At 38.7% G+C, this 23,939-nt stretch carries 18 protein-coding genes and 1 tRNA gene; 2 read left to right on the top strand and 17 right to left on the bottom strand.

Translation table 11 applies throughout. The annotated features are described in order from the left end of the window. Positions 1 to 96 precede the first annotated feature (96 nt). The 6 genes from eno to rpoN all read right to left on the bottom strand — a co-directional run bounded on the left by eno (position 97) and on the right by rpoN (position 7,276). Positions 97 to 1,419 (bottom strand): phosphopyruvate hydratase, encoded by a 1,323-nt coding sequence (gene eno, locus HFC68_RS06610; protein WP_023440131.1) that lies wholly within the window; start codon positions 1,417 to 1,419, stop codon positions 97 to 99. Between the two features lie 75 nt (positions 1,420 to 1,494). Then, the gene (tpiA, locus tag HFC68_RS06615) at positions 1,495 to 2,250 is read right to left on the bottom strand and encodes a triose-phosphate isomerase (protein WP_159291505.1); all 756 of its coding nucleotides are present in this window, start codon (positions 2,248 to 2,250) and stop codon (positions 1,495 to 1,497) included. A gap of 79 nt (positions 2,251 to 2,329) precedes the next feature. Beyond that, complete coding sequence (pgk, locus tag HFC68_RS06620; protein WP_002834068.1) at positions 2,330 to 3,532, bottom strand: phosphoglycerate kinase; 1,203 nt, start codon at positions 3,530 to 3,532, stop codon at positions 2,330 to 2,332. A 122-nt stretch (positions 3,533 to 3,654) separates the two neighbouring features. After that, positions 3,655 to 4,677, bottom strand: coding sequence for a type I glyceraldehyde-3-phosphate dehydrogenase (gap, locus tag HFC68_RS06625; RefSeq protein ID WP_002834069.1), 1,023 nt, complete (start codon positions 4,675 to 4,677; stop codon positions 3,655 to 3,657). Positions 4,678 to 4,744: 67 nt separating this feature from the next. Continuing rightward, positions 4,745 to 5,776 carry a sugar-binding transcriptional regulator gene (locus tag HFC68_RS06630; RefSeq protein WP_002834070.1) on the bottom strand — a complete coding sequence of 344 codons (1,032 nt, stop codon included), beginning with the start codon at positions 5,774 to 5,776 and terminating at the stop codon, positions 4,745 to 4,747. A 183-nt stretch (positions 5,777 to 5,959) separates the two neighbouring features. Next, positions 5,960 to 7,276, bottom strand: a complete 1,317-nt coding sequence (gene rpoN, locus HFC68_RS06635) for an RNA polymerase factor sigma-54 (RefSeq protein ID WP_167399737.1) — start codon at positions 7,274 to 7,276, stop codon at positions 5,960 to 5,962. A gap of 60 nt (positions 7,277 to 7,336) precedes the next feature. Between rpoN and HFC68_RS06640 the strand changes: the two genes are divergently transcribed. Both HFC68_RS06640 and clpP read left to right on the top strand, forming a co-directional pair. Continuing rightward, positions 7,337 to 7,408 (top strand) — tRNA-Arg (locus tag HFC68_RS06640). A gap of 251 nt (positions 7,409 to 7,659) precedes the next feature. Continuing rightward, entirely contained in the window at positions 7,660 to 8,253 is a 594-nt protein-coding gene (clpP, locus tag HFC68_RS06645) for an ATP-dependent Clp endopeptidase proteolytic subunit ClpP (RefSeq protein WP_002834073.1), read from the top strand. 45 nt (positions 8,254 to 8,298) lie between these two features. Here the strand turns inward: clpP and HFC68_RS06650 are convergent, their stop codons facing one another. The 11 genes from HFC68_RS06650 to galU all read right to left on the bottom strand — a co-directional run bounded on the left by HFC68_RS06650 (position 8,299) and on the right by galU (position 23,935). Next, positions 8,299 to 8,571, bottom strand: a complete 273-nt coding sequence (locus HFC68_RS06650; RefSeq protein ID WP_002834074.1) for a hypothetical protein — start codon at positions 8,569 to 8,571, stop codon at positions 8,299 to 8,301. Between the two features lie 84 nt (positions 8,572 to 8,655). Beyond that, on the bottom strand, positions 8,656 to 11,232 hold the full coding sequence (locus HFC68_RS06655; protein WP_167399738.1) for a glucosaminidase domain-containing protein: 2,577 nt from the start codon (positions 11,230 to 11,232) through the stop codon (positions 8,656 to 8,658). A gap of 176 nt (positions 11,233 to 11,408) precedes the next feature. Beyond that, positions 11,409 to 12,338: a DNA-binding protein WhiA gene (gene whiA / locus HFC68_RS06660; RefSeq protein WP_002834077.1), complete on the bottom strand. Its 930-nt coding sequence runs from the start codon at positions 12,336 to 12,338 to the stop codon at positions 11,409 to 11,411. Positions 12,339 to 12,350: 12 nt separating this feature from the next. Further along, entirely contained in the window at positions 12,351 to 13,352 is a 1,002-nt protein-coding gene (gene yvcK, locus HFC68_RS06665; protein WP_002834079.1) for a YvcK family protein, read from the bottom strand. Beyond that, the gene (gene rapZ, locus HFC68_RS06670) at positions 13,349 to 14,236 is read right to left on the bottom strand and encodes an RNase adapter RapZ (RefSeq protein ID WP_002834080.1); all 888 of its coding nucleotides are present in this window, start codon (positions 14,234 to 14,236) and stop codon (positions 13,349 to 13,351) included. Before rapZ ends, yvcK begins: the two co-directional genes overlap by 4 nt. Before the next feature lie 98 nt (positions 14,237 to 14,334). Further along, positions 14,335 to 17,178 (bottom strand): excinuclease ABC subunit UvrA, encoded by a 2,844-nt coding sequence (uvrA, locus tag HFC68_RS06675; protein WP_023440058.1) that lies wholly within the window; start codon positions 17,176 to 17,178, stop codon positions 14,335 to 14,337. A 12-nt stretch (positions 17,179 to 17,190) separates the two neighbouring features. Continuing rightward, positions 17,191 to 19,194 (bottom strand): excinuclease ABC subunit UvrB, encoded by a 2,004-nt coding sequence (uvrB, locus tag HFC68_RS06680; protein WP_167399739.1) that lies wholly within the window; start codon positions 19,192 to 19,194, stop codon positions 17,191 to 17,193. Positions 19,195 to 19,330: 136 nt separating this feature from the next. Beyond that, positions 19,331 to 19,960 carry a YfbR-like 5'-deoxynucleotidase gene (locus HFC68_RS06685; protein ID WP_002834083.1) on the bottom strand — a complete coding sequence of 210 codons (630 nt, stop codon included), beginning with the start codon at positions 19,958 to 19,960 and terminating at the stop codon, positions 19,331 to 19,333. A 155-nt stretch (positions 19,961 to 20,115) separates the two neighbouring features. After that, positions 20,116 to 21,840 (bottom strand): phospho-sugar mutase, encoded by a 1,725-nt coding sequence (locus tag HFC68_RS06690; RefSeq protein WP_002834084.1) that lies wholly within the window; start codon positions 21,838 to 21,840, stop codon positions 20,116 to 20,118. 156 nt (positions 21,841 to 21,996) lie between these two features. After that, complete coding sequence (trxB, locus tag HFC68_RS06695; RefSeq protein WP_023440054.1) at positions 21,997 to 22,923, bottom strand: thioredoxin-disulfide reductase; 927 nt, start codon at positions 22,921 to 22,923, stop codon at positions 21,997 to 21,999. 130 nt (positions 22,924 to 23,053) lie between these two features. Continuing rightward, on the bottom strand, positions 23,054 to 23,935 hold the full coding sequence (gene galU / locus HFC68_RS06700) for a UTP--glucose-1-phosphate uridylyltransferase GalU (protein ID WP_002834086.1): 882 nt from the start codon (positions 23,933 to 23,935) through the stop codon (positions 23,054 to 23,056). Between the last annotated feature and the right edge of the window lie 4 nt (positions 23,936 to 23,939).

Genomic DNA, 23,939 nt, shown 5'->3' on the forward strand with positions numbered 1-23,939 from the left:
TCTAGTACTAATTTAACATATTTGAGCCTGAATTCCAATTTAATAACAAAAAAAGAGGCGGACAAAATGTCCGCCTCTTTGATTGACCTAATTTAATTACTTGTTGCTGATTTCTTCACGAGCGTCAGCACTTAGGTTGTAGAATGAGTTAATACCCTTGTATTCTGCAACGCCTTCAAGTTGGTCTTCAATACGCATTAATTGGTTGTACTTAGCAATACGGTCTGTACGACTCATTGAACCAGTCTTAATTTGACCTGCATTTGTAGCAACAACTAAGTCAGCGATTGTTGTGTCTTCTGTTTCACCTGAACGGTGAGAAACGATAGCTGTGTAACCAGCTTCTTTAGCCATTTCGATAGATTCCATTGTTTCTGTAAGAGTACCGATTTGGTTAACCTTGATAAGGATTGCGTTAGCAGCACCCATCTTGATACCTTTAGCAAGGTATTCTGTGTTTGTAACGAAGAAGTCGTCACCAACAAGTTGAACTTTCTTGCCAAGTTCTTTAGTGATGCTTGCCCAGTCGTCCCAGTTGTTTTCATCGATAGGATCTTCGATAGAAATGATTGGGTATTTGTTTACTAAGCCTTCAAGGTACTTAACGAATTCTTCAGTAGTGAATTCTTCACCAGTTGACCAGCGAAGCTTGTACTTCTTGTCTTCGTCGTTCCAAAGTTCTGAAGCAGCAACGTCAACTGCAATAGCAACGTCCTTACCTGGTTTGTAACCAGCCTTTTCAATAGCCTTGATTAGGTATTGAAGAGGTTCTTCATTGTTAGCAAAGTCAGGAGCAAATCCACCTTCATCACCAACTGAAGTAGCTTTGCCATCAGCTGACAAAAGACTCTTCAAAGCATGGAAAGTTTCTGAACCCATACGGATAGCTTCTTTAACAGAAGGAGCACCAACAGGCATGATCATGAATTCTTGGAAGTCCACTTTGTTTTCTGAGTGAGCTCCACCATTGATAACGTTCATCATTGGTGTTGGAAGAACATGAGCGTTTGAACCGCCAATGTAGTTGTATAGAGGAACTTGTAGTTCATCTGCAGCTGCACGAGCAACAGCAAGTGATACACCTAAGATAGCGTTAGCACCAAGCTTACCCTTGTTAGGAGTACCGTCTAATTTAATCATTGCCTTATCGATAGCGATTTGGTCTGTAACTTCAAAACCAACGATTTCTTTAGCAATAGGACCATTAACGTTAGCAACAGCCTTTTCTACACCTTTTCCTGAGAAACGGTTCTTGTCGCCATCACGAAGTTCAACAGCTTCGTGTTCACCAGTTGAAGCACCAGAAGGAACGATTCCGCGACCGAAACCACCATCTTCAGTATAAACTTCAACTTCAACAGTTGGGTTACCACGTGAGTCTAGGACTTCGCGTGCGTAAATATCAGTAATAAGTGACATTTTAAATATCTCCTCACATTTTTAAATCTGCTTAACGCAGTTCAACTATTATTATATTATATTTCCTTAATTATATTAACCCTTGTAGTTAACTAATTCTAGGAATGATTCTGGATCAAGTGATGCTCCACCAACAAGTCCACCATCAATATCTTCTTTGCCCATTAATTCAGCAATGTTAGCAGGTTTTACACTACCACCGTATTGAATACGTACTTTGTCAGCAACAGTTTGATCGTAAAGCTTAGCAACTGTTTCACGAATTACGTGACAAACTTCTTGAGCTTGGTCACTTGAAGCTGTCTTACCAGTACCGATAGCCCAGATTGGTTCGTAAGCGATCACTGATGCAGCAACTTGTTCTGCAGTTAAATCTTTAAGAGCGTTTGTGATTTGACCAGCAACCCATTCGTTAGTTTCGCCAGCTTCACGTTGTTCAAGAGTTTCTCCACAGCAAATGATTGGTGTCATGTTGTTGTTGAAGATTGCCTTAGCCTTCTTGTTAATATCTTCGTCAGTTTCACCGAAGTATTGACGACGTTCTGAATGACCGATAACAACGTAGTTAACGCCCATCTCGTTTAAAGCCTTAGGACTTGTTTCGCCAGTGAAGGCACCTTCGTCTTCGAAGTAGCTGTTTTCAGCAGCAATCTTTAGTTGTTCATCTTTTGAGAAAGCTACTAAAGTGCTTAGATCGATAGCAGGAGCAGCAATAACTGATTCTACTACAGAAGCATCAGGTAACTTACCTTTGATAGCATCCAAGAATTCTTGAGTTTCTTGGGGGTTTTTGTTCATTTTCCAGTTTCCAGCAATAATTGGAGTACGCAAAATAAAACATCCTTTCCGAATTACAGGTTATGTAGCAGAAAAGAAGAATCAACTGATTCTTCGATTTCTACAACTTTAATTATTTGTTTGAAATAGCAGCGATACCAGGAAGTTCTTTACCTTCAAGGTATTCAAGTGAAGCTCCACCACCAGTTGAGATATGTGTCAATTGGTCGCCAACGCCTAATTGCTTAACAGCAGCAGTTGAGTCACCACCACCAACAATTGTTGTAGCGTCTGATAATGTACCTAAGAACTTACCAACTTCAAGTGTACCGTTAGCATAGTTGCTCATTTCGAATACACCCATTGGTCCGTTCCATACAACAGTCTTAGCATCTTTAAGGACATCCTTAAATTCTGCAACTGACTTAGGTCCAATATCAAGAGCCATGTAACCATCAGGAATATCGCCTTCGACAACTTTGTTAGGAACATCGTTATCAAATTTTTCAGCAACGATACTGTCTGAAGGAAGGACAATCTTGTCGCCACCCTTAGCAAGGATTTCTTTAGCAACATCAATCTTGTCAGCTTCAACAAGTGAGTTACCAATGCTCATGCCTTTAGCAGCGTAGAATGTGTATGTCATACCACCACCAATAATAACTTTGTCAGCTTTATTAAGTAAGTGATCGATTACACCAATCTTGTCAGAAACCTTTGCGCCACCTAAAATAGCAACAAATGGATGCTTAGGTTCGTCAACAGCTTCACCCAAGAACTTGATTTCTTTTTCCATAAGGAAACCAGCAGCAACTTGCTTGCCGTCAGCCTTCATTGCTTCAGCAACACCAACGTTTGAAGCGTGGGCACGGTGAGCTGTACCGAAAGCATCGTTTACGAACATGTCGCCAAGTGATGCCCAGTATTTGCCAAGTTCAGGATCGTTTTTACTTTCCTTCTTGCCATCTAAGTCTTCAAAACGTGTGTTTTCGAACAATAATACATCGCCGTCGTTCATGCCATTAACAGCATCTTCAAGTTGTGCACCGCGTGTTACAGGAACAAATGTAACTGGTTTGCCAAGAAGATCTGAAAGGCGTTGAGCAACTGGACGAAGAGTCAATTCTTTTTTGTCTTCTTCAGTCTTGATACGACCTAAGTGAGAGAAAAGAATTGCCTTTCCACCGTTTTCGATAATGTATTTAATTGTTGGAAGAGCAGCAACGACACGGTTGTCATCACCAATCACACCATTTTTAACTGGCACGTTAAAGTCAACGCGCATCAAAACTTTCTTGTTCTTAACATCTAAATCTGAAACAGTTAATTTAGCCAAGAGAATTTCCTCCTAAATCATTAATAAATTATTTTTTCTAAAAAAAGGGACGGAGGAAGTGACCTCCCTCCGTCCCTAGACCGATTAGACGGTTTGAAATCTACAATTTTTAAGAATTAATCTTAAAGAGTAGCAAATTTCAATAAAGTACGTACCATTTGGCAAGTGAAGCCGTATTCGTTGTCGTACCAAGCAACAGTCTTAACTAATTGCTTGTCGCCAGCTTTAGTAACTTCTGTTTGTGTTGGGTCAAAGATTGAGCCGTATGTTGTGCCAATGATGTCACTTGATACAACTTCGTCTTCGTTCCAACCGAATGATTCGTTACCTTCTGTATGCTTCTTAATAGCAGCATTAACTTCTTCAACTGTAACGTCCTTGTCAAGGATTGAAACAAGTTCTGTCAATGAACCGTCAACAACGCTAACACGTTGTGCATGTCCTTGTAACTTACCGTTCAATTCTGGGATAACAAGACCGATAGCCTTAGCAGCACCAGTTGAGTGAGGAATTGTGTTTGCAGCAGCAGCGCGTGCAGCACGGAAGTTTCCACCACGAACAGGTCCGTCAAGAAGCATTTGTGTACTTGTGTAAGCATGAACTGTTGTCATTGTACCAATTTGTACGCCGAATTCTTCGTTTAAGAAGTAAGCCATTGGTGCAAGACAGTTAGTTGTACATGAACCAGCTGAAACGATACGGTCGTCAGCAGTTAAAACATCATCGTTTACGTTGTAAACAACAGTCTTAAGATCTGAGCCAGCAGGTGCTGAAACCAATACACGTTTTGCACCAGCATCTAAATGAGCTTGTGATTTTTCTTTTGATGTGTAGAAACCTGTACATTCAAGTACGAAGTCAACACCGTCTTCCTTAACCCAAGGAATATCTTGAGCCTTTGGTTCAGCGTATACACGGTATTCTTTGCCGTCAACGATAATTGAGTTATCAGTTGCACTAACTTCACCAGCAAAAGTTCCATGTGTTGAATCATATTTAAGCAAGTGTGCTAATAAAGCAGGACTTGTCAAATCGTTGATAGCAACAACTTCGATGTCATTTGATTTTGCACCCAATTCGTGGATACGACGGAATGCTAAACGACCAATACGGCCAAAACCATTAATACCAATCTTTACAGTCATAAGTAAGATTTCCTCCTTTAGGAATCTAAAAAAATAATTTATTTTAAAAAGTTAAGTCACAATGGCTTTACTTTTTTAAAATCGCGTTTGCTGCACCTTCATCAGTAATTAAAATTGTCTGATGCGGTGCGATTTTCATGTACGACTCAATAGCCTGAGCCTTGTCATGACCACTAGCCACGGCGAATACATGATTGAAATGCTGAACATCATTCAGCTGTAACCCAATTCGATGAACTTGATATAGGATGCGTCCTTCTCGATTATAGAAAGATCCAAACGCTTCCCCCACAGCCTTGGCTTTTCGAAGGTAACTTAGGATTTCTTCGTTAACTCCTCGACGTCTGGCCATATCGCCAGCTTTACCAATACCATGGATAGCAACTCCTGCGTGACTAATTAAATCCAACACAGGTTTTACAGTCGGTTCATTTAAAAGGGGGTGGTAAGTGCTCTCACTCAATTGTTCCGGGATGTATAATGACTTGGCTTCACCTCTAGTGCGCTTAGCCATCAACGCCGCAACTGAATTAGCTTGTTTATCAACTGATTCACCAATTCCACCACGACCCGGTACAAAGGTTAGCTTTCGATTGTTCGAAAGCTCTGGCGACAACTGCATGGCAACCGATGCCATGGTTGAACCGCCCATTACCACTATAGTATTATTACCCTCTGGCAACAATTTTGCAAGTGCATCATTTAAAATTGTTCCGAGTTGTTTTGTGACCGCATCTCCGTCAGCACGATCTCCCCGAACGATAAAACATCTTTCGATGTCCAAACGTTCCGCCAATAGCTTTTCTTGGCTAGTTAAGCCTAAGAATCGGTTAGCTACAGGTTCGAGACCATTCATAACGCGCCGGCCCTCATCAGAAAGCATCATTCCAGCCTGCGAACTCGTCAACAATCCTTGTGTTTTTAACACATCAGTTTGTGATCTTAGCACGCGTTCGCTGAGATGTAGATGTTCCGATAAAACTCTTCTCCCAACCGGAGCAAGCAGATCGATTGATTTTAAGATATCAAATCTCTGTAGAAATTCACCAATCAAACCTGGAACAACAGATTCTAATAAATCCATCTCATTATCATCCATGTTATCTCCTGTTGTGGGACTTGTTTTGTCCAGCAGTGCCACAAAACGACCCAACAAATTAAAAATAAATGGCACACAAACTCAAGAATTAACTTTTGTTGTATACCTCACTTACGAATTAAATTATAACAAGCCCCCATCTTTTTTGCAAATTTAAACTCAACTTATTTGGGGCTTTTTAAATTAATCAAATCGCTTGCGTTTTGAAGAAGATGGAATCCCAATGGCTTCGCGGTATTTGGCGACGGTTCTCCGCGAAATCGCAATCCCACTTTCTTTTAAATTTTTCTCAATTTTCGAATCAGAAATAGGTTTTCTTTTATCCTCTTCATCGATAATTTTTTTAATCTTTTCTTTTGCTGCATCTGCTGAAACATCACTTTCACGATTAACAGCATTACTAAAGAACGATTTCAGTTCAAACGTACCAAATGGGGTTGCAATATATTTACCGTTAACAGCACGAGATATTGTTGATTCATGTAAATGTAATTTATTCGCGACACCTCTTAGAAGCAACGGTTTTAGCTCTTTACTTTGATTCATAAAGAATTCACTTTGCTTTTCAAAGATAATCTTTCCAACTCTGAGAATGGTATCTTCCCGTTGACTTAAACTCTTCGAAATCCAGTCGTATTCTTTCTTCTTCTCCGTGACATAAGCTTTGACCTCTTCATCAACGTTTTGAAGTTGTTCAAAATAATGTTGTGAGAAGCTGACTTTAGGACGTGAAGCCTTAGACTGTAGTAATTGAGGTTCATCATTTTCAATGCTAAAGATTAAATCTGGGATAATGTAACTATGCTCTTGTTTTCCAAATCCTGCTCCGGGGTTAGGTGTTAATGTTCTGACGTAATCAAAAACCGCTTGGACATCACTCAATTGAATATCATATTTTTTAGCGATTTTATCCCATTGACGATTGACTAAATCTTCAAAAGATTCTTCCAAAATCAAATAAGCTTGTTCTGGAGAAAATGTATCATTTTCAGTTTGTAGCATTAGACACTCTTGGAGCGAGCGAGCCCCCACTCCAGGTGGATCCAACTGTTGGAGTAAAGTTACCGCATCGATCACAGCAATTTCATCCGCACCGGTCTTTTCAATCACTGCTTCATTGGATATTCCTAAATACCCATTATCGTCAACATAGTCTAAAAGCAACAATACTAGGCGTCTTAATGGTGTATCTCGCATAGTTAAATGAACCTGGTCTAATAAGTAGTCAAATAGCGATTGTTCCGTATCACTAGCAATTTGATTCATAAATGCCTCGTGTCGATCGGAATCACCTGAAATCTTACTAGTTGGCTTTTCAGCAGCCATTTCAACCGTAATAAGTGGATTATCCATTTCTTTTTGTTTGAGAAAATTTTGAAGCTCTTCAACGTTATATTGCAGCATCTGAATCGACTGTTGTAGGGTCTGCGTCATCGCTAAACGTTGGATTTGCTTTTGTTGTTGAGTTTGATTTTGACTAAATCCTTGTTTTATTGCCATAGTAATTCTCCGCAATTATCTTGTTTTTTCTTCTGTCCTACTGTAAAATCAAATTGTTAGGCGCCGTTAGTGTAATGGATAGCACGTGAGATTCCGGTTCTCAAGCTGAGGGTTCGACTCCCTCATGGCGCATTCCTTAGCGAATTTATGCATAAATTCGCTTACAACTGCATTATATACTACTATTTATTCAATAGCTACAACCATTGTCTCCTGGTACATTAGACAATATATGCAATCTGGTCGAAAATTTTCTCCGGCTAGGTTGTTTTTTATTTTAAAGAGCAAAAATATTTGACCTTTTTTGACCAATGATATAAACTATAGCCATGTTAGTTATTTAACAGGAAATTTTTTACGATAATAAAGGAGGTTACTAAGTTATGAACTTGGTCCCAACAGTTATTGAACAATCATCACGTGGTGAACGTGCTTATGATATTTACTCACGACTATTAAAAGATCGAATCATCATGCTATCAGGTCCTATTGACGATGATTTAGCAAACTCAATCATCTCTCAACTACTCTTCCTTGATGCACAAGACTCAGAAAAGGATATTTACCTATACATCAACTCTCCTGGTGGAGTTGTTACCGCCGGTTTAGCTATTTACGATACCATGAACTTCATTAAATCTGATGTTCAAACAATCGTAATGGGAATGGCTGCTTCAATGGCCAGTGTGCTTGCTTCATCTGGTACAAAGGGTAAACGTTTTGCTCTACCTCATTCAGAAGTTATGATCCATCAACCTTCTGGTGGAGCTCAAGGTCAACAAACTGAAATTGAGATTGCTGCAGAACAAATCTTGAAGACTCGTAAAGAATTGAATACGATTTTAGCTGAAAATTCTGGACAACCTCTTGAAAAGATTAATATCGATACTGAACGTGATAACTATCTATCAGCTCAAGACGCCGTTGAATACGGTTTGATTGATGGTATCATGGAAAAAAATGCTAACTTAAAATAATTAGTGGCATAAAAAAGACATCGGAAAAAATTCCGATGTCTTTTTTTATTTTCCTAGTGCACTTTTCATCATTTTGTAACGAAATTCGAAAATTTCTTCGGCAATTTGTGCTTCGCCTTCAATTTCCTCTTCGAGGGCTGAGAAATTCTTTTCAATGTCAGCATGCGGATAGATGTATTTTTCAGGATCTTCCTCATTTTTACTTGCTAACCAATCCCAATAATTATCTTCAATAAGATAACCACTTGGCAAAACTTTAGTAATAGTCCCCAATCTTCCATCCCAAAGTTGTACAAATTGAAACTCTGAATATTTCATCTTCCATTCATCCTTTCCCCATATAATAAAAAGACTGTAACACAGATTGCATGTTCCAGTCTCCTATTTTAACCTAATTAAATCTTAAAGATGAAGGGCTTTGCTTAATCCGTCTAATTTAAAGAAACCATTACTATTGATGCAGTTAATTATACTACCAACATAAGTGGTTGAAGTTGCGTAACCACCAGCCTTGATAGCTTTAATAGAAGCCACATAGTTAGCTGATTTTGGTGCAAATGCATTAGCGTATTGTGCACGTGATTCAAGTTTCTTAGCGTAATCTGCAATCGAATCCTTGATAGAAGCATATTTTCTAAATGAGGCATTGATGGTAACTGTGCGACCATTGATAACCTCTTTAGTACTCTTAGTATAGGTAGCACCTTTCCAAGTGCTATCAGCCTTAATCCCAAATAAATTGTGCGCTTCTTGAGCAAGTGATGAAGTTCCATACCCGCTTTCCAAAACTGCTTGAGCCATAGCTACGGAAGCATAGAGCTTATTACTATTACATACGTTAACAATATCTGCTGCAATACCATTTACAAAATTAGTTTGTGCAGTTGTCCAATGTTTGTTAGTTAAATGAACATTCACATTATGCATGGAAGCCGCGTTATTCTTGTTTGATGAACCTGAATTGGATTTTGAGCCAGCTAATGTTACATCCGCCTTATTAATCCAACTAATAACTTTGTCTAAAAGCAATTTACTACCGTTAACCTGGATAACTTTGTAAGTCTTGCCCTTAACTGGATTGTAAATAGATTGACCCGTTGCCCAATGCTTAGCATTCTTATTGATGGTTACTTTGGAACCTACACCAATCTTATTGCTGCTGTTATTTTTATTACTATTACTACTGTTACCTTTGTTAGAACTGGATTGATTTGATGATGAAGACCCTGGCACCGTAACGTCACCCTTGTTAATCCAACTGATAACCTTGTCCAAGAGCAATTTATTACCATTAATTTGCATAACCTTGTAAGTCTTGCCCTTAACGGCACTATAAATTGATTGGCCGGTTGCCCAATGTTTAGCACTCGTCTTAATGGTTACCTTTGAACCTACCTTAATACTATTAGTATTGGTATTTTTATTGCTATTATTTTTGTTACTATTGTTTTTGCTTGAATTGCTTGAGCTAGAATGATTTGACGAAGATGAACCTGGTACAGTCACATCCCCTTTATTAATCCAACTCAAAACTTTTTCAAGCAATAAGCGACTACCGTTAACTTGGATAACCTTGTAAGTCTTGCCCTTAACGGCACTATAGATTGTTTGTCCAGTTGCCCAATGCTTAGCACTTGTCTTGATGGTTACTTTATCACCAACATTTATCTTGCTTGAATTATTTTTATTACTATTTGAATCATTTTTATTACTGTTGTTAGCATTATTTTTGTTGCTATCATTAGATGTATTATTACTTGAATCACTACTGCTACTACCAAATCCATATTGAAGATCATGGGCAAATTGAGTTTGTGAAATACCATGGGTCGAAAGATATCCATAAGGGTCTACATGGTTTCCCCAAACATGATTAGTAATCCATACATGAGATTTAATGCCACGATATTCACTACTGTCTAGACTGGTTGGAATATTCCATTTCTTAGCAGAATCCCTTAGTAGGTTAACGTAAGTTTGATAATCTTTTTTAAATTGGCTATCAGAATATGTTTGTGCTAACTCAACTTGAACAGGAGCATTTTCATTAGCCCATTCGCCTGCGCCCCAAGCGACGTATCCTTCTTGTCCAACTGCATAAACTTTCCCACCATCACCAACGATATATTGAACATAGCTTTCGCTACTGTCCCATTCACGTTTTTCAAAAATAGCTACATTTTCAGCTGGTGCATAAACTCCAGTGGCGTGTGCAATGATTACGTTATTTTTAGTTTGCTGATCACTACCCTCGTCATCACTTAATTGATGCGTATAATCAATCGTATAGTCCTTTGATGTTGATTTCTTATCTACCACTTTATTTTTAGAAGTAGTAGCAGCACTACTTGTTTTAGAGACCGCACTTGAACTTACACTAGCAGCTGAGCTCGTTTTAATAGCAGCTTTGGAGCTGGCTGTCGAAGAAGCGGCACTTGAATTTGAATGCGCAACTACTGAAACAGCTGCACTTGAGTTTTTAGTAGAACTAGAACTTGTATTTTTAACTACACTTGAGCTATTAGCAACGCTCTTAGCAGTGCTTGAAACGGTTTTTTCACTAGCGGATGAAGCCGCTGAACTAGCAACTGATTTCTTTGCACTAGAGCTTGCAGTTGATGTAGCAGATGAACTTATCGCGCTCTTAGCAGAACTCGAAGTCACCACCGAATTAGTTGCAGATTTACTTACAGCGCTGGAAGTAGCAGTACTTGTAACTGCTGAAGTTGCTGAGCTAGTCACACTAGCTGCTGAACTAGCTGGTAAAGAAGTCTTCGTTAATGTAACACTTGCTTCGCTTACGGGTGAAGTAGTCGTACTATCATCAACCGTATCAGTAGCATCATTGTCGGTGCTATCGGCATGAACATTAGTTGCATTAGCATCTAAAGCAATGATCCCTAAACTGGCAGCTGCGATACTTGCAAAGGCCCACTTTTTACCCGCTTTAAACATTTTGTAATGTAATTTAGAATTCATAAACTCGTATTCCCCTTTAGTTTGTTTACCTAGTTGACATTCATCTATCGTAGTCAATATTAGCATAATAATTTGTTCCAATTTTTTACATTACAATTACATTAAGCCCTTACAATATACACTGTGTAAAAAAGAGGACACCTTCAAGTATTTCTGAAGATATCCTCTTGATTTAATTAAGCTCTTAGCTTCTCAGCGTATTGATTAATTTTTCTCAGGCGATGGTTAATACCCGATTTAGATATTGGACCACCGGGTACTAATTCACCCAATTCTTTGAGACTAACTTCTCGATGAATCAAACGAGCCTCAGCAACTTCACGCAATTTAGGTGGTAATTCACCTAATCCGACTGTTTCATCAATAAATTGGATGTTGTTAATCTGTTTCATCGATGCATTAGCAACTTTATTTAAATTAGCCGTCTCACAGTTGACTAAACGGTTAACCGAATTCCGCATATCACGCATAATTCGAACATCTTCAAATTTGAGCATTGAATTAGTTGCTCCGATTAATTGTAGAAAATCAGCAATATGTTCTGCTTCCTTCAAATAAACAATATAACCACTACGCCGCTCAGTCGTTCTAGCATTCAAATTATACTTATTAATCCAATCAGCAATCATTTGGTTGTGTGATTCATAAAGGGAATAAATTTCCAAATGATAACGGCTAGTTTCTGGATTATTTACCGATCCACTAGCTAGAAAGGCTCCTCGTAGATAGGACCGTAATTCTGATTCTTCGGTCAACAAACCTTCCGGAACTTTTTCGTTAATCTGAAAATCATCTTTTAAAATCGATAAATCATTCAATAACTCCTTAACGCCCGTTCGTAAACGAACGATATACAAGTTATTCTTCTTCAATTTCATCTTCCGTCGAACACTAAGTTCTGCTTCCAAATGATAAAATTCTTTAAGTAAAGAATAAATTCTTCTAGCAATGGCTGGATTTTCAGTTTGTGTATTTAATGTAAGCTGACGATTATTGATACCAATTGCACCGTTCATTCGGATTAACGCCATCAATTCCGCCTTAGCATTTTTTTCGTGAACTTCCAAACTTGTCAGTTCTTTTTTTACTTCACTTGCGTATGACAAATTCTGAACCTCCTAATCACGCTTCTTGATGGGGTTGCTACAAACATTCATCAATTCGTCTACAACTTTCTGCCCATCATGGAACGCTCCACCATCTCTCAACAATAAGAAATTGTCCGATATTACTCGTGCACCCTGTTCCCGTAATCCCTTAAAATCATGAACTACTTGTTTGGAAACTTCATCATAGCGATTGAAATCCATGTAGGATTCTGGCACGATTTCGGTATTAACGAGTACGGTATCGACAAAGTTTTGTCCTAAGTGTCGATTCAATGTTCGTACATGTTCCGCATCTGTAAAATTAATAGTTTCACCCTTTTGAGTCATAATATTACAAATATAAACAATTTCAGCTTTCGCTTTAAGTACAGCGCGTCCAATATCTTCAATCATTAAGTTGGGCAAGATACTGGTAAATAGACTACCGGGCCCTAAAATAATTTCATCGGCTTCTTCAATCGCCTGCAGTGCTTCCGGTACCGCATGGGGTTTCTTATTTTCGCTCCATGGATTGTTACCCACCCACACTTCTTTAATGTCTTTATGAGCCGCTGTGATTTCAGCTTCCCCTGCTAACAGCGTGCCATCCGTAAATTTAGCATGTAACACTAAAGGTTGTGCACTGGCAGGATAAACATGGCCTTCAACTTGAAGCATTTCTGATAATTCTCGAATGGCTGGATCAATCCCACCACGCATTTCGGAAAGCGCCGCAATAATCAAATTACCAATAGCATGTCCGGCAAGAAACTTATCTTGACTTCTAAAGCGATATTGAAAAATATCTTTAAATTCAGGGGCAATGTCAGATAAAGCGACCATTACATTTCGAATATCCCCTGGCGGAACTACGTTAACATAATCTCGGATGATACCCGATGAACCACCATCATCTGCGACCGTTACAATCGCAGTAATTTCAGCATTGCGTTGGTGTAATTCTTTAAGGATAACTGGTAGTCCCGTGCCGCCACCAATTACGACAATTTTAGGACCTTTTTTTCTGGTCATGATCGATTTACCGTTTCCTTTCGTTTATGCGCATCTCGATGCGATATATTTGTGACATATTTTTTAGATAAATCTTTTGCCAAACGTTCTGCAATAGCAACTGAACGATGTTGACCACCAGTACAGCCGATGGCAATCGTTAAGTTAGATTTACCTTCCTTTTGATACCCTGGCATAATATCCATCAATAATTTTAAGTAATCCGTATAAAATTCTTCGGTAGCTGGTTGATTCATGACATAGTCATAAACTGCTGGATCCGTTCCAATTTTATTTTTTAATTCAGTAACATAGTATGGATTAGGTAAAAAGCGGACATCCATAATGATATCGGCATCAATTGGACTACCATATTTATAGCCAAATGAAACAACTTCAATGTGGAACTTAGGAATCGTCTTATTCGTTGAGAAATGTCCAAAAATATCACTTCGTAACTCACGAGGCGTCATATTAGTTGTATCAATAACAATTTGTGCTTCTGATTTAATCGGTGATAAAAGCTCGCGTTCTTTACGAACGCCATCAGCTACCCGTCCATCCATTGCTAACGGATGAGCGCGACGAGTTTCCTTATAGCGAGCAACCAATTCTTCATCCGTCGCATCTAAGAATACAACGTCCGTTTTAATATTATGTTGTTCTTCTTCACCAGTAAGTAACCCTAAGATTTGATCATAAAAACCTCGTGATCTTAAATCTACGACTAACGCTACTTTGCTAATTTTTCCATTTTCTTTAATTAATTCCCAAAACTTTGGTAATAAAGCAGGTGGCATATTATCCACACAGAAAAATCCTAAATCTTCAAAGCTTTGCATTGCGACTGTTTTACCAGCCCCGCTCATTCCTGTTACCACAACAAATTGTAGTCGTTCATTCATTATTAATTCCTCCTATAAAGGTAGCTACTCCAGTATAACACATCCGGGCGTGTCTTTTTTAAGTTATATAAAAAGGAGCACAAATTGCCCCTTTTGTATTATTTCTGACTAAGTTCTTGAGCACGCTCTAGAACTTCTTTCAAATATTTACCAGTATAGCTTTCAGGTACCGCAGCAATGGCTTCTGGTGTACCAACAGCCACCACTTGTCCACCACCAGCGCCCCCTTCAGGACCCAGATCAATCAAGTGATCGGCAGTTTTAATTACATCTAAATTATGTTCGATTACTAAAACAGTATTACCATTATCTACCAAACGTTGTAATACATCTAACAAACGTCTGATGTCGTCTGTATGCAAACCAGTAGTTGGTTCATCTAGGATATAGAAGTTCTTACCATTCGCTTTTTTGTGTAGTTCGGAAGCTAACTTCATACGTTGCGCTTCACCACCAGATAGGGTAGTAGCTGATTGCCCTAAATGTACGTAGCCCAATCCTACATCAATAATGGTTTGAAGTTTACGAGCAATCTTAGGGATGGGAGCAAAGAAATCTGTTGCTTCTTCCACCGTCATATCCAAGATATCAGCAATCGTCTTGCCTTTGTACTTAACTTCAAGTGTTTCTGAGTTATAACGTGTTCCATGACAGACCTCACAAGGAACGTAAACATCTGGCAAGAAATTCATCTCAATTTTTAGAATTCCGTCACCCTTACATGCTTCACAGCGTCCACCCTTGACGTTAAAACTAAAACGCCCCTTCGTATATCCTCGGAGTTTAGCTTCATTAGTCTGAGCAAATAAGCCTCTTATATCATCGAAAACGCTCGTATAAGTTGCCGGATTACTTCGTGGAGTCCGGCCAATTGGAGATTGGTCAATATTGATAACTTTTTCAATATTTTTAATACCACTAACCGATTTATATTTACCTGGTTTTTCAGAATTATGGTTTAATTTTTGAGCCAAAACTCGTTTTAAAACCATATTGACTAGCGTAGATTTACCTGAGCCAGAAACTCCCGTTACAGCGACAAATTCACCTAATGGGAAGTCAACATCAATATTTTTAAGGTTATTTTCTTGAACCCCTTTTAATTTAATAGATTGACCATTACCTGTACGCCTAGTTTCTGGAACTGGAATAAATTTCTTTCCGGATAGATACTTACCCGTCAGTGATTTACGACTTTTAGCCACTTGCTTAGGAGTACCAGCTGCCATGACTTCACCGCCATTTTCACCAGCTCCCGGTCCAATATCAATAAGATAATCAGCAGCCCACATCGTATCTTCATCATGCTCAACAACCACTAGCGTATTACCTAAATCCCGCATCTTTTTAAGGGAACTAATTAATCGATTGTTATCCCTTTGATGTAAACCAATTGAAGGTTCATCCAAAATATATAGTACACCAGATAAATTCGAGCCAATTTGAGTCGCCAAACGAATCCGTTGGGCTTCCCCACCTGAAAGTGTTCGAGCCGAGCGACTCAAAGTTAGATACTCTAATCCCACGTTACGTAAGAAATTCAAACGGTCCTTGATTTCTTTTAAGATTGGAGTGGCAACAGCTGTATCCTGCTCCGAAAAGTTTAAATTACCGAAAAATTCCATGGCACTATCGATGGGTAAAGCCGAAATTTCGGCAATATGCTTTCCATCAATTTTTACTGATAAAGCCTTTCGATTCAAACGGTAACCATGACACGTTTGGCACGTTAATTCGCGCATGTATAACCGCATTTGATCTCGCGTGAAATCACTATTAGTTTCATGATAACGACGATCAATGTTAACCATTACACCTTCAAATACGGAATCCACATCCCGAACTCCACCAAAATCATTTTCATAGTGGAAATGGAATTTCTTACCTTTAGAACCATATAAAACGAGCTGGCGATCTGCTTTAGGTAAATCCTCAAAAGGAGTGTCCATATCAATTCCAAAACTTTTAGCAGCTTGTTCTAGTAAGGTTGGATAATATTGCGAACTAATCGGATTCCAAGGTGCAATTGCTCCTTCACGTAACGTCTTAGATGGATCCGGAATGACTAAATCTTCATCCACTTCCAATTTAATTCCTAATCCATCACATTCAGGACATGCTCCAAAAGGGGCATTAAATGAAAATAGTCGGGGTTCAAGTTCTCCCACTGTGAACCCACAAACCGGACAGGAATAATGTTCTGAGAACAAGATTGGTTCGCCACCAATCACATCTGCTGTAGCATAACCCTTACTGAGGCGTAAAGCTGCTTCAAATGAATCAAATAAACGAGACCGAATTCCGTCTTTAACCACCACACGGTCGACCACAATATCAATGGTGTGAACTTTGTTCTTATCCAATTCTGGTACTTCTTCAACATCCATGGTTTCGTCATCTACTCGTACCCGCACAAAGCCTTCACGTTTGATTTTTTCAAAAACCTTTTTATGTTGGCCTTTTTTAGCACGGACGATCGGTGAGATGATTTGCACCTTGGAACGTTCCGGCAAATCCAAAACTCGATTCACCATCTGTTCAACCGTCTGACTGGTAATCGGTGTACCATCATTGGGACAGATTGGTTGACCAACTCGCGCCCATAATAGTCTTAAATAATCATTAATTTCGGTTACGGTCCCGACTGTTGAACGAGGATTTTTAGAAGTTGTCTTTTGATCAATCGAAATAGCCGGACTAAGTCCATCAATTGAATCAACATCTGGCTTATCCATTTGCCCTAAAAATTGACGAGCATACGCTGACAAACTTTCTACGTAGCGTCGTTGACCTTCAGCATAGAGGGTATCAAAAGCCAATGAACTCTTTCCTGATCCAGATAACCCTGTCACCACCACTAGTTTATCGCGTGGAATGGTAACATCAATATTCTTTAAATTATGTGCTCGTGCACCGTGGATAACAATTTTATCATTTGCCAAAAAAGAGGCCTCCTAACCAATCTGTGCTTTTAATTCTAAAACGGTATCTCGCAAGTTAGCTGCTTTTTCGAAGTCTAGCTTCTTAGCAGCCGCTCGCATTTGATCTTCCAAGTTTGCAATCATTTCTTTTTGATCCTTACTATCCATGTCGGCAAAATCAACATCCAAGAAGTCGTCTTTTTTACCTTTATCCTCAGTATCGCTGGTTGATGAAATCAATGAACGAATATCCTTTTTAATTGTATGAGGAGTAATTCCATGTTCACGGTTATATGCTTCTTGAATCGTACGACGTCGTGCAGTTTCATCAATAGTTTCTTGCATGGACTTAGTCATATGATCAGCATACATAATAACGTGTCCATTTTCATTACGTGCCGCACGCCCAGCCACCTGAATCATCGAACGAGTATTTCGAAGGAAACCTTCCTTGTCGGCATCTAAAATTGCTACTAAAGATACTTCCGGAACATCAATTCCTTCACGAAGCAAATTGATTCCTACTAAAACATCATACTTGCCTACCCGTAAATCACGGATAATACGGGTTCTTTCCAGCGTCTTAATATCACTATGCAAGTAAGCAACCTTAATCCCCATATCTTTCAGATAATCGGTTAAATCTTCGGCCATCTTCTTCGTCAAAGTTGTTACAAATACACGCTCGTCTTTTTCAATCCGTTGATTAATTTCACCTAGCAAATCATCCATTTGGCCCATGATTGGGCGTACTTCGATGATTGGATCCAATAACCCAGTTGGTCGAATAATCTGTTGAACAACGTTATTAGTTCGTTCATTTTCATAATCACCTGGGGTAGCTGACATATAAACCACTTGGTTAATATGTTTTTCAAATTCTTCTAATTTAAGGGGTCGGTTATCCAACGCACTTGGCAATCTAAACCCGTAATCTACTAATTGTTGCTTACGAGCTCGATCCCCATTGTACATACCGCGTACTTGTGGCATAGTTACGTGGGATTCATCTACGACCAATAGAAAATCATCGGGGAAGAAATCTAGTAAAGTATAAGGTGCTTCACCTGGTTTACGACCATCCATATGTCTGGAATAATTTTCAATCCCGTTGGTGTATCCCATTTCTTTTAACATCTCGATATCATAGGTCGTTCTTTGTCGTAAACGTTGCGCTTCTAGGAGTTTTCCCTCACCATCTAATTCTTCCAAACGGTCCTTCAATTCCGCTTCAATGTTCTTAATCGCATGTTCCATTCGATCTTCGTTAGTCATAAAATGGGTTGCTGGGAAAATTGTAATATGATCTCGATCACCAATAATTTCTCCCGTTAAGGCATCCATTTCACGCATTCGATCAATTTCATCCCCAAAGAATTCTACTCGAATGGAATGCGCATCATTAGCAGCCGGAAAAATTTCAACTACATCGCCATGCACCCGAAAACGGCCACGCTGGAAATCAATATCATTACGGTCGTACTGAATATCAACTAATTCTCGTAGTAACTTATTTCGATCAATCTCCTGCCCTACTCGAAGTGTTAAGGCTTGATCTTGGTATTCTCGAGGATTACCCAAACCAAAGATACTTGAAACAGAAGCCACCACAATCACATCATTGCGTTCAAGTAGTGAACTAGTAGCGGAATGGCGGAGCTCATCGATTTCATCATTGATTGATGAGTCTTTTTCAATATAAGTGTCACTAGATGGAACGTATGCTTCAGGCTGATAATAATCATAATAACTAACAAAATATTCTACCGCGTTATTCGGGAAAAACTGTTTAAACTCGCCATATAATTGGCCCGCCAAAGTTTTATTGTGTGACAAAATTAAAGTTGGTTTATTCACTTTTTGAATTACGTTAGAAATCGTAAAAGTTTTCCCGGTACCCGTTGCACCCAACAGGATTTGTTCTTTTTCGCCACTTTTAATACCGTCAACTAATTCGTTGATCGCCGTTGGCTGATCCCCCGTTGGTTGGTACTTAGAAACCAATTCAAATTCACGATCATTCTCACGTTTAATCATTCGTTTTCCTCCGTTCACACAAAATGACTGAGATTGAACCGATCAGGATCAGTTCTCAGCCATTTCCTAAAATTATATTTACTCGAAATTAACCATAACTATTTTATCACACCGAACATACTTTCGCCATTTTTAACTACGCGATAATTGCACGACTAATGCGTTCCAATTTAAGTTGATCCGTAAACTCTTCATTCAAAAGGTCTGGTAAGACATTATCTAAGAAATACTCCACGCTGGCCATCGTTTTGAATTCAACAATCGTCCGTAAACTTTCCTTATAAATTTCTGTATAAACATCTTCCGGATTTCCTTTTTGAATTTCACCAAATGATTCATATAATAAATCAATTTTATCGGCCACAGAAAGTATTTTTCCCTCTAATGTGTCATCCTTACCTTCTGAGAGCCGACGCGTGTAAGCTCCTTGAAATTCTACTGGTATTTCATTTTTAATGAAATTGTCTTTCATGGAATCTTCCACGTTAGCTAACATCGTTCGTAAATCCGGTGTTGCATACTTAACGGGGGTTTTAATATCTCCAATAAAACGTTCGTTATAATCATGATTTAATGATTTTTCATAAAGTGAGCGCCAATTAACTTCATTACCAGCATTTTCTTCAATATCACCTAAAAATTGGGCAATTTCAGCAACTTTAAACGAATGCTCTGCAACCGAGTGTTTTTGATATTTAAAAAATCCTGGTGCCCGATAAATTGTTTCTAAATTACTTAAACTCTTCAAATATTGATGCATTCCCATGGCAATCTCTCCTTAAACTTACTTAAATTGTTACTAATACTATCACAAAACCATTTCCGATTCACTTAATTAGAATAAAAAAGAACTATGCTCCAAAAGCCCAACTGAATCGCGCATAACCATTCAATTTGAGCTCCGTCATAGTTCTTTAAATATTATTTTATAAGTTCATTAATAGCTGTTTCAAAAACATCAATCTTATTCAAAGCATCTTTTTCATCTTCGCCAACTGTACCAATATAGAATTTAATTTTTGGTTCTGTTCCAGAAGGGCGAATTGCAATCCAAGTACCATCATCTAATGTAAATTTCAAAACATCCGCTTTTGGTAATTTGATAGCTTGGGTAGATCCATCTGCTTCATACTTAGTTTGAGCTAAGAAGTCTTCAGTTTCTAATACCTTGTACTGATCAAATTGACTTGGGCGTTCTTCACGAACCTTTTCCATAATGGCAGCCATTTTTTCTTTACCGTCAACTCCAGGGAAATCTTTTGAAATGGTCTTTTCTTCATGATATCCGTAAGTAGTAAATAAGTTTTGAAGACCGTCATATAAGGTTTGCCCCTTACTACGATAATAAGCAGCAATTTCAGCCAATAGGACAATTCCTTGGATGGCATCTTTATCGCGAACAAATGGCCGAACAAGATAGCCATAACTTTCTTCGAAACCAAACATAAAGGTATGGTCGCCATTTTCTTCGTAATGTTTAATTTGGTCAGCAATGTACTTAAACCCAGTTAGAACGTTAATCATTTCTACATGATGGGCTTCGGCAATTCTGGTTGCTAGTTCACTAGAAACAATTGATTTAACGGCAGCTGCATTACTTGGCAAGTCACCTGCTGCATCATGCGCAGTTAAGATGTATTCTAACATCAGGGCTGCAATTTGATTTCCTGTCAATAATTTGTAGTCACCATTTGGTAAACGAACGGCAGCTCCCAAACGATCGGCATCCGGATCAGTGGCAATCAAAAGGTCAGCATCTTGCTTTTTACCTAATTCAATAGCCAAATCAAAAGTTTGTGGGAATTCTGGGTTAGGGAATGGCGTTGTAATAAATTCTGGGTCAGCAATTGCTTGTTCAGGGACCATAGTGTAATCCTTAAAACCAGCATTTTCTAACGCACGTCCACCAACTACTTTTCCAGTACCATGTAATGGTGAGTAGATCAACTTCATGTCTGCACCAAAGCGTTGGATTAGTTCATGATTAATTGATACCGTCTTAACTTCCTCAAGATACTTGAGGTCAATGTCTTCACCAATAATGGTCATTAAGCCCTTAGCTCTTAATTCACTTTGAGTAAGAGTTTCAACACCAAAGATGTCAGTTACTTGGCGAATATATTCTGTAATCTTATCAGATTCCATTGGTGGCATTTGTCCGCCATCAGGACCATAAATCTTATATCCATTATATTGTTTAGGATTATGACTAGCAGTAATCATGATTCCAGCATAAGTGTTTAACTCACGTACTGTATATGATAATTCTGGAGTGGGACGCATACTATCAAAAACAAAACTTGGAATACCATGCTTACCTAAAACACCAGCTGCTGCTAAAGCAAACTCTTGTGAGTGATAGCGGGAATCAAAACTGATCGCCACTCCCCGTTTCTTATCAGTAAAATCCAAGGTATCCATAAAATTAGCTAAACCTTCTGTTGCTTGACGAACCGTATAGATATTCATCCGGTTGATACCAGGGCCCATTACGCCACGCATTCCTGCTGTACCAAATTCCATTGGAGCATAAAAGGCTTCTTTTAAAGCATCTTTATCTTCAGCTAAAGTTGCTAATTCTTTTTTTAAATTAAAATCTAAATCTGCATAATCTTGCCATTCTTTGACAGAATCTTCCCAACTCATTCAAAAATCCTCCTATGATGTAACTTATAGTTACTTTCATTATACAATACCCATGGAATACCAGAAAGCGTTTTTTTAATTTTAGGTATAGACCATTTGCTTTTTGAATTTTGGCAAAAAGAAAAGCCCCGGTTTTCACCGTGGCTTATTTTGACTTTAATCATTTAAAGCTTGAATATATTCATACGCTTGTTGTCCAGCGACGCCACCGTCACCTACGGCCGTTGTGATTTGACGTAAATCTTTCTTACGTACATCACCAACAGCTAGAATTCCAGGAACCTTAGTATGCATATGGTCATCAGTTGGAATCCAACCTTGTTCATCCAAAATACCTAAGTCCGCAAAGGCGGCCGTCATAGGTTTTACCCCTACGTAAATGAATACTCCGGCTGCTTCAATAAATGAATCTTCGCCAGTTTGGTTATTATTAACTTTAACGCCCGTGACCTTACCTTCACCAACTACTTCTGTAACATTACTGTTCCAGACAAATTCCATCTTAGGATTGGCAAAAGCACGATCTTGGATAATTTTTTGAGCCCGTAGTTGGTCACGACGATGAATCACGGTAACCTTAGAAGCTAATTGTGTTAGGTATAAACCTTCTTCAATAGCAGAGTCTCCGCCACCGACCACTACAACATCTGTCCCTTTAAAAAAGGCTCCATCACAGACCGCACAGTACGAAACGCCCCGTCCGCTAAAATCTTCTTCGCCTGGTACACCTAATTTCTTATATTCAGAACCAGTACCAATAATAACTACTTTAGCTTCGAACTCGTCACCCATATCAGTTTTGACGAGTTTAGTAGCTCCGTCATCTCGAATGGATTCGACACTGCCGTAAGCATATTCAGCGCCGAACTGAGTTGAACTTTCGTACATATCTTTTGATAAATCCGGTCCTAAAACAGATTTAAAGCCAGGAAAGTTTTCAATATCAGCAGTATTATTCATTTGACCACCATAGATTCCACGATCTAGCATCACTACCGATAGGTTTGCACGGGAAGCATATAAGGCCGCTGTCATTCCGGCTGGGCCGGCCCCAATAATAACAACATCATATTGTTTTGTCATTCTCTTTCCTCCACACTTTTAATAATGCATTCACTATACACTTACTTTTAATAACTGTCTATCATTTTGTTTTATATAAAAAATCAAACGATCCGGTCAACCCAGAATCGCTTGATTTTAAATACAATAATTATTTTTCTTCAAGTTCTTTGGCTAATTCTTTGATGTAGGTCTTTAATTCATCTTTTGTTTCAGGATGTTTTAAACCATATTCAATATTAGTCTTCAAGAAGCCAAACTTATTACCTACATCGTAACGGTCACCATTAAATACTTTGGCAAATACGCGTTGTTTTTTATTTAATGTATCAATGGCATCGGTTAATTGAACTTCATTACCTTCACCAAGGCCTTGTTTTTCCAAAATGTTGAAAATTTCTGGCGTAAGTACGTAACGTCCGATAATTGCTAAGTTACTTGGTGCTTCATCTACAGCTGGTTTTTCAACGAATTTAGAAACGTTGTATAAATCCTTTTCAACTTCTTCAGAAGGATCGATAACCCCATACTTAGATACTTCTTCATGAGGAACTGGCAAAACAGCTAAAGTTGAAGCGCCAGTTTCTTCAAAAGAATCTACCAATTGCTTAGTCAACGGAACTTTGTCTTCCATTAAATCATCACCAAGCATAACCACGAATGGTTCGTTGCCAACGAATGATTTAGCAGTTAATACAGCATCCCCTAATCCACGTGGATGACTTTGACGTTTGAAGTACATATTTAAGCCAGTGGTTTCTTCCACCATCTTCAACATTTCCTTCTTGCCCTTAGCTTTCAAGTTTTCTTCTAGTTCAGGAACCGCATCAAAGTGATCTTCGATAGCACGTTTACCTTTACCTGTAATAATTAGGATATCTTCGATTCCAGACTTGCGAGCTTCTTCCACAATGTATTGAATTGTTGGCTTATCAACAATTGGTAACATTTCCTTAGGTGAAGCTTTGGTTACTGGTAAAAATCTAGTTCCTAATCCTGCTGCAGGAATAATTGCTTTACGTACTTTTTTCATGAAT

This window comes from Pediococcus sp. EKM201D, from assembly GCF_011800215.1.
GTDB classification, from domain to species: Bacteria; Bacillota; Bacilli; order Lactobacillales; family Lactobacillaceae; genus Pediococcus; species Pediococcus pentosaceus.

Bases quoted from the DNA above. Each gene is read 5' to 3' on its own strand.
- HFC68_RS06655 (WP_167399738.1), bottom strand. From the start codon at position 11,232: ATGAATTCTAAATTACATTACAAAATGTTTAAAGCGGGTAAAAAGTGG.
- HFC68_RS06685 (WP_002834083.1), bottom strand. From the start codon at position 19,960: ATGGGAATGCATCAATATTTGAAGAGTTTAAGTAATTTAGAAACAATT.
- HFC68_RS06630 (WP_002834070.1), bottom strand. From the start codon at position 5,776: ATGGATGATAATGAGATGGATTTATTAGAATCTGTTGTTCCAGGTTTG.
- rpoN (WP_167399737.1), bottom strand. From the start codon at position 7,276: ATGGCAATAAAACAAGGATTTAGTCAAAATCAAACTCAACAACAAAAG.
- rapZ (WP_002834080.1), bottom strand. From the start codon at position 14,236: ATGAATGAACGACTACAATTTGTTGTGGTAACAGGAATGAGCGGGGCT.
- trxB (WP_023440054.1), bottom strand. From the start codon at position 22,923: ATGACAAAACAATATGATGTTGTTATTATTGGGGCCGGCCCAGCCGGA.
- yvcK (WP_002834079.1), bottom strand. From the start codon at position 13,352: ATGACCAGAAAAAAAGGTCCTAAAATTGTCGTAATTGGTGGCGGCACG.
- gap (WP_002834069.1), bottom strand. From the start codon at position 4,677: ATGACTGTAAAGATTGGTATTAATGGTTTTGGCCGTATTGGTCGTTTA.
- HFC68_RS06690 (WP_002834084.1), bottom strand. From the start codon at position 21,840: ATGAGTTGGGAAGATTCTGTCAAAGAATGGCAAGATTATGCAGATTTA.
- uvrB (WP_167399739.1), bottom strand. From the start codon at position 19,194: ATGATTAAACGTGAGAATGATCGTGAATTTGAATTGGTTTCTAAGTAC.
- eno (WP_023440131.1), bottom strand. From the start codon at position 1,419: ATGTCACTTATTACTGATATTTACGCACGCGAAGTCCTAGACTCACGT.
- galU (WP_002834086.1), bottom strand. From the start codon at position 23,935: ATGAAAAAAGTACGTAAAGCAATTATTCCTGCAGCAGGATTAGGAACT.
- HFC68_RS06650 (WP_002834074.1), bottom strand. From the start codon at position 8,571: ATGAAATATTCAGAGTTTCAATTTGTACAACTTTGGGATGGAAGATTG.
- clpP (WP_002834073.1), top strand. From the start codon at position 7,660: ATGAACTTGGTCCCAACAGTTATTGAACAATCATCACGTGGTGAACGT.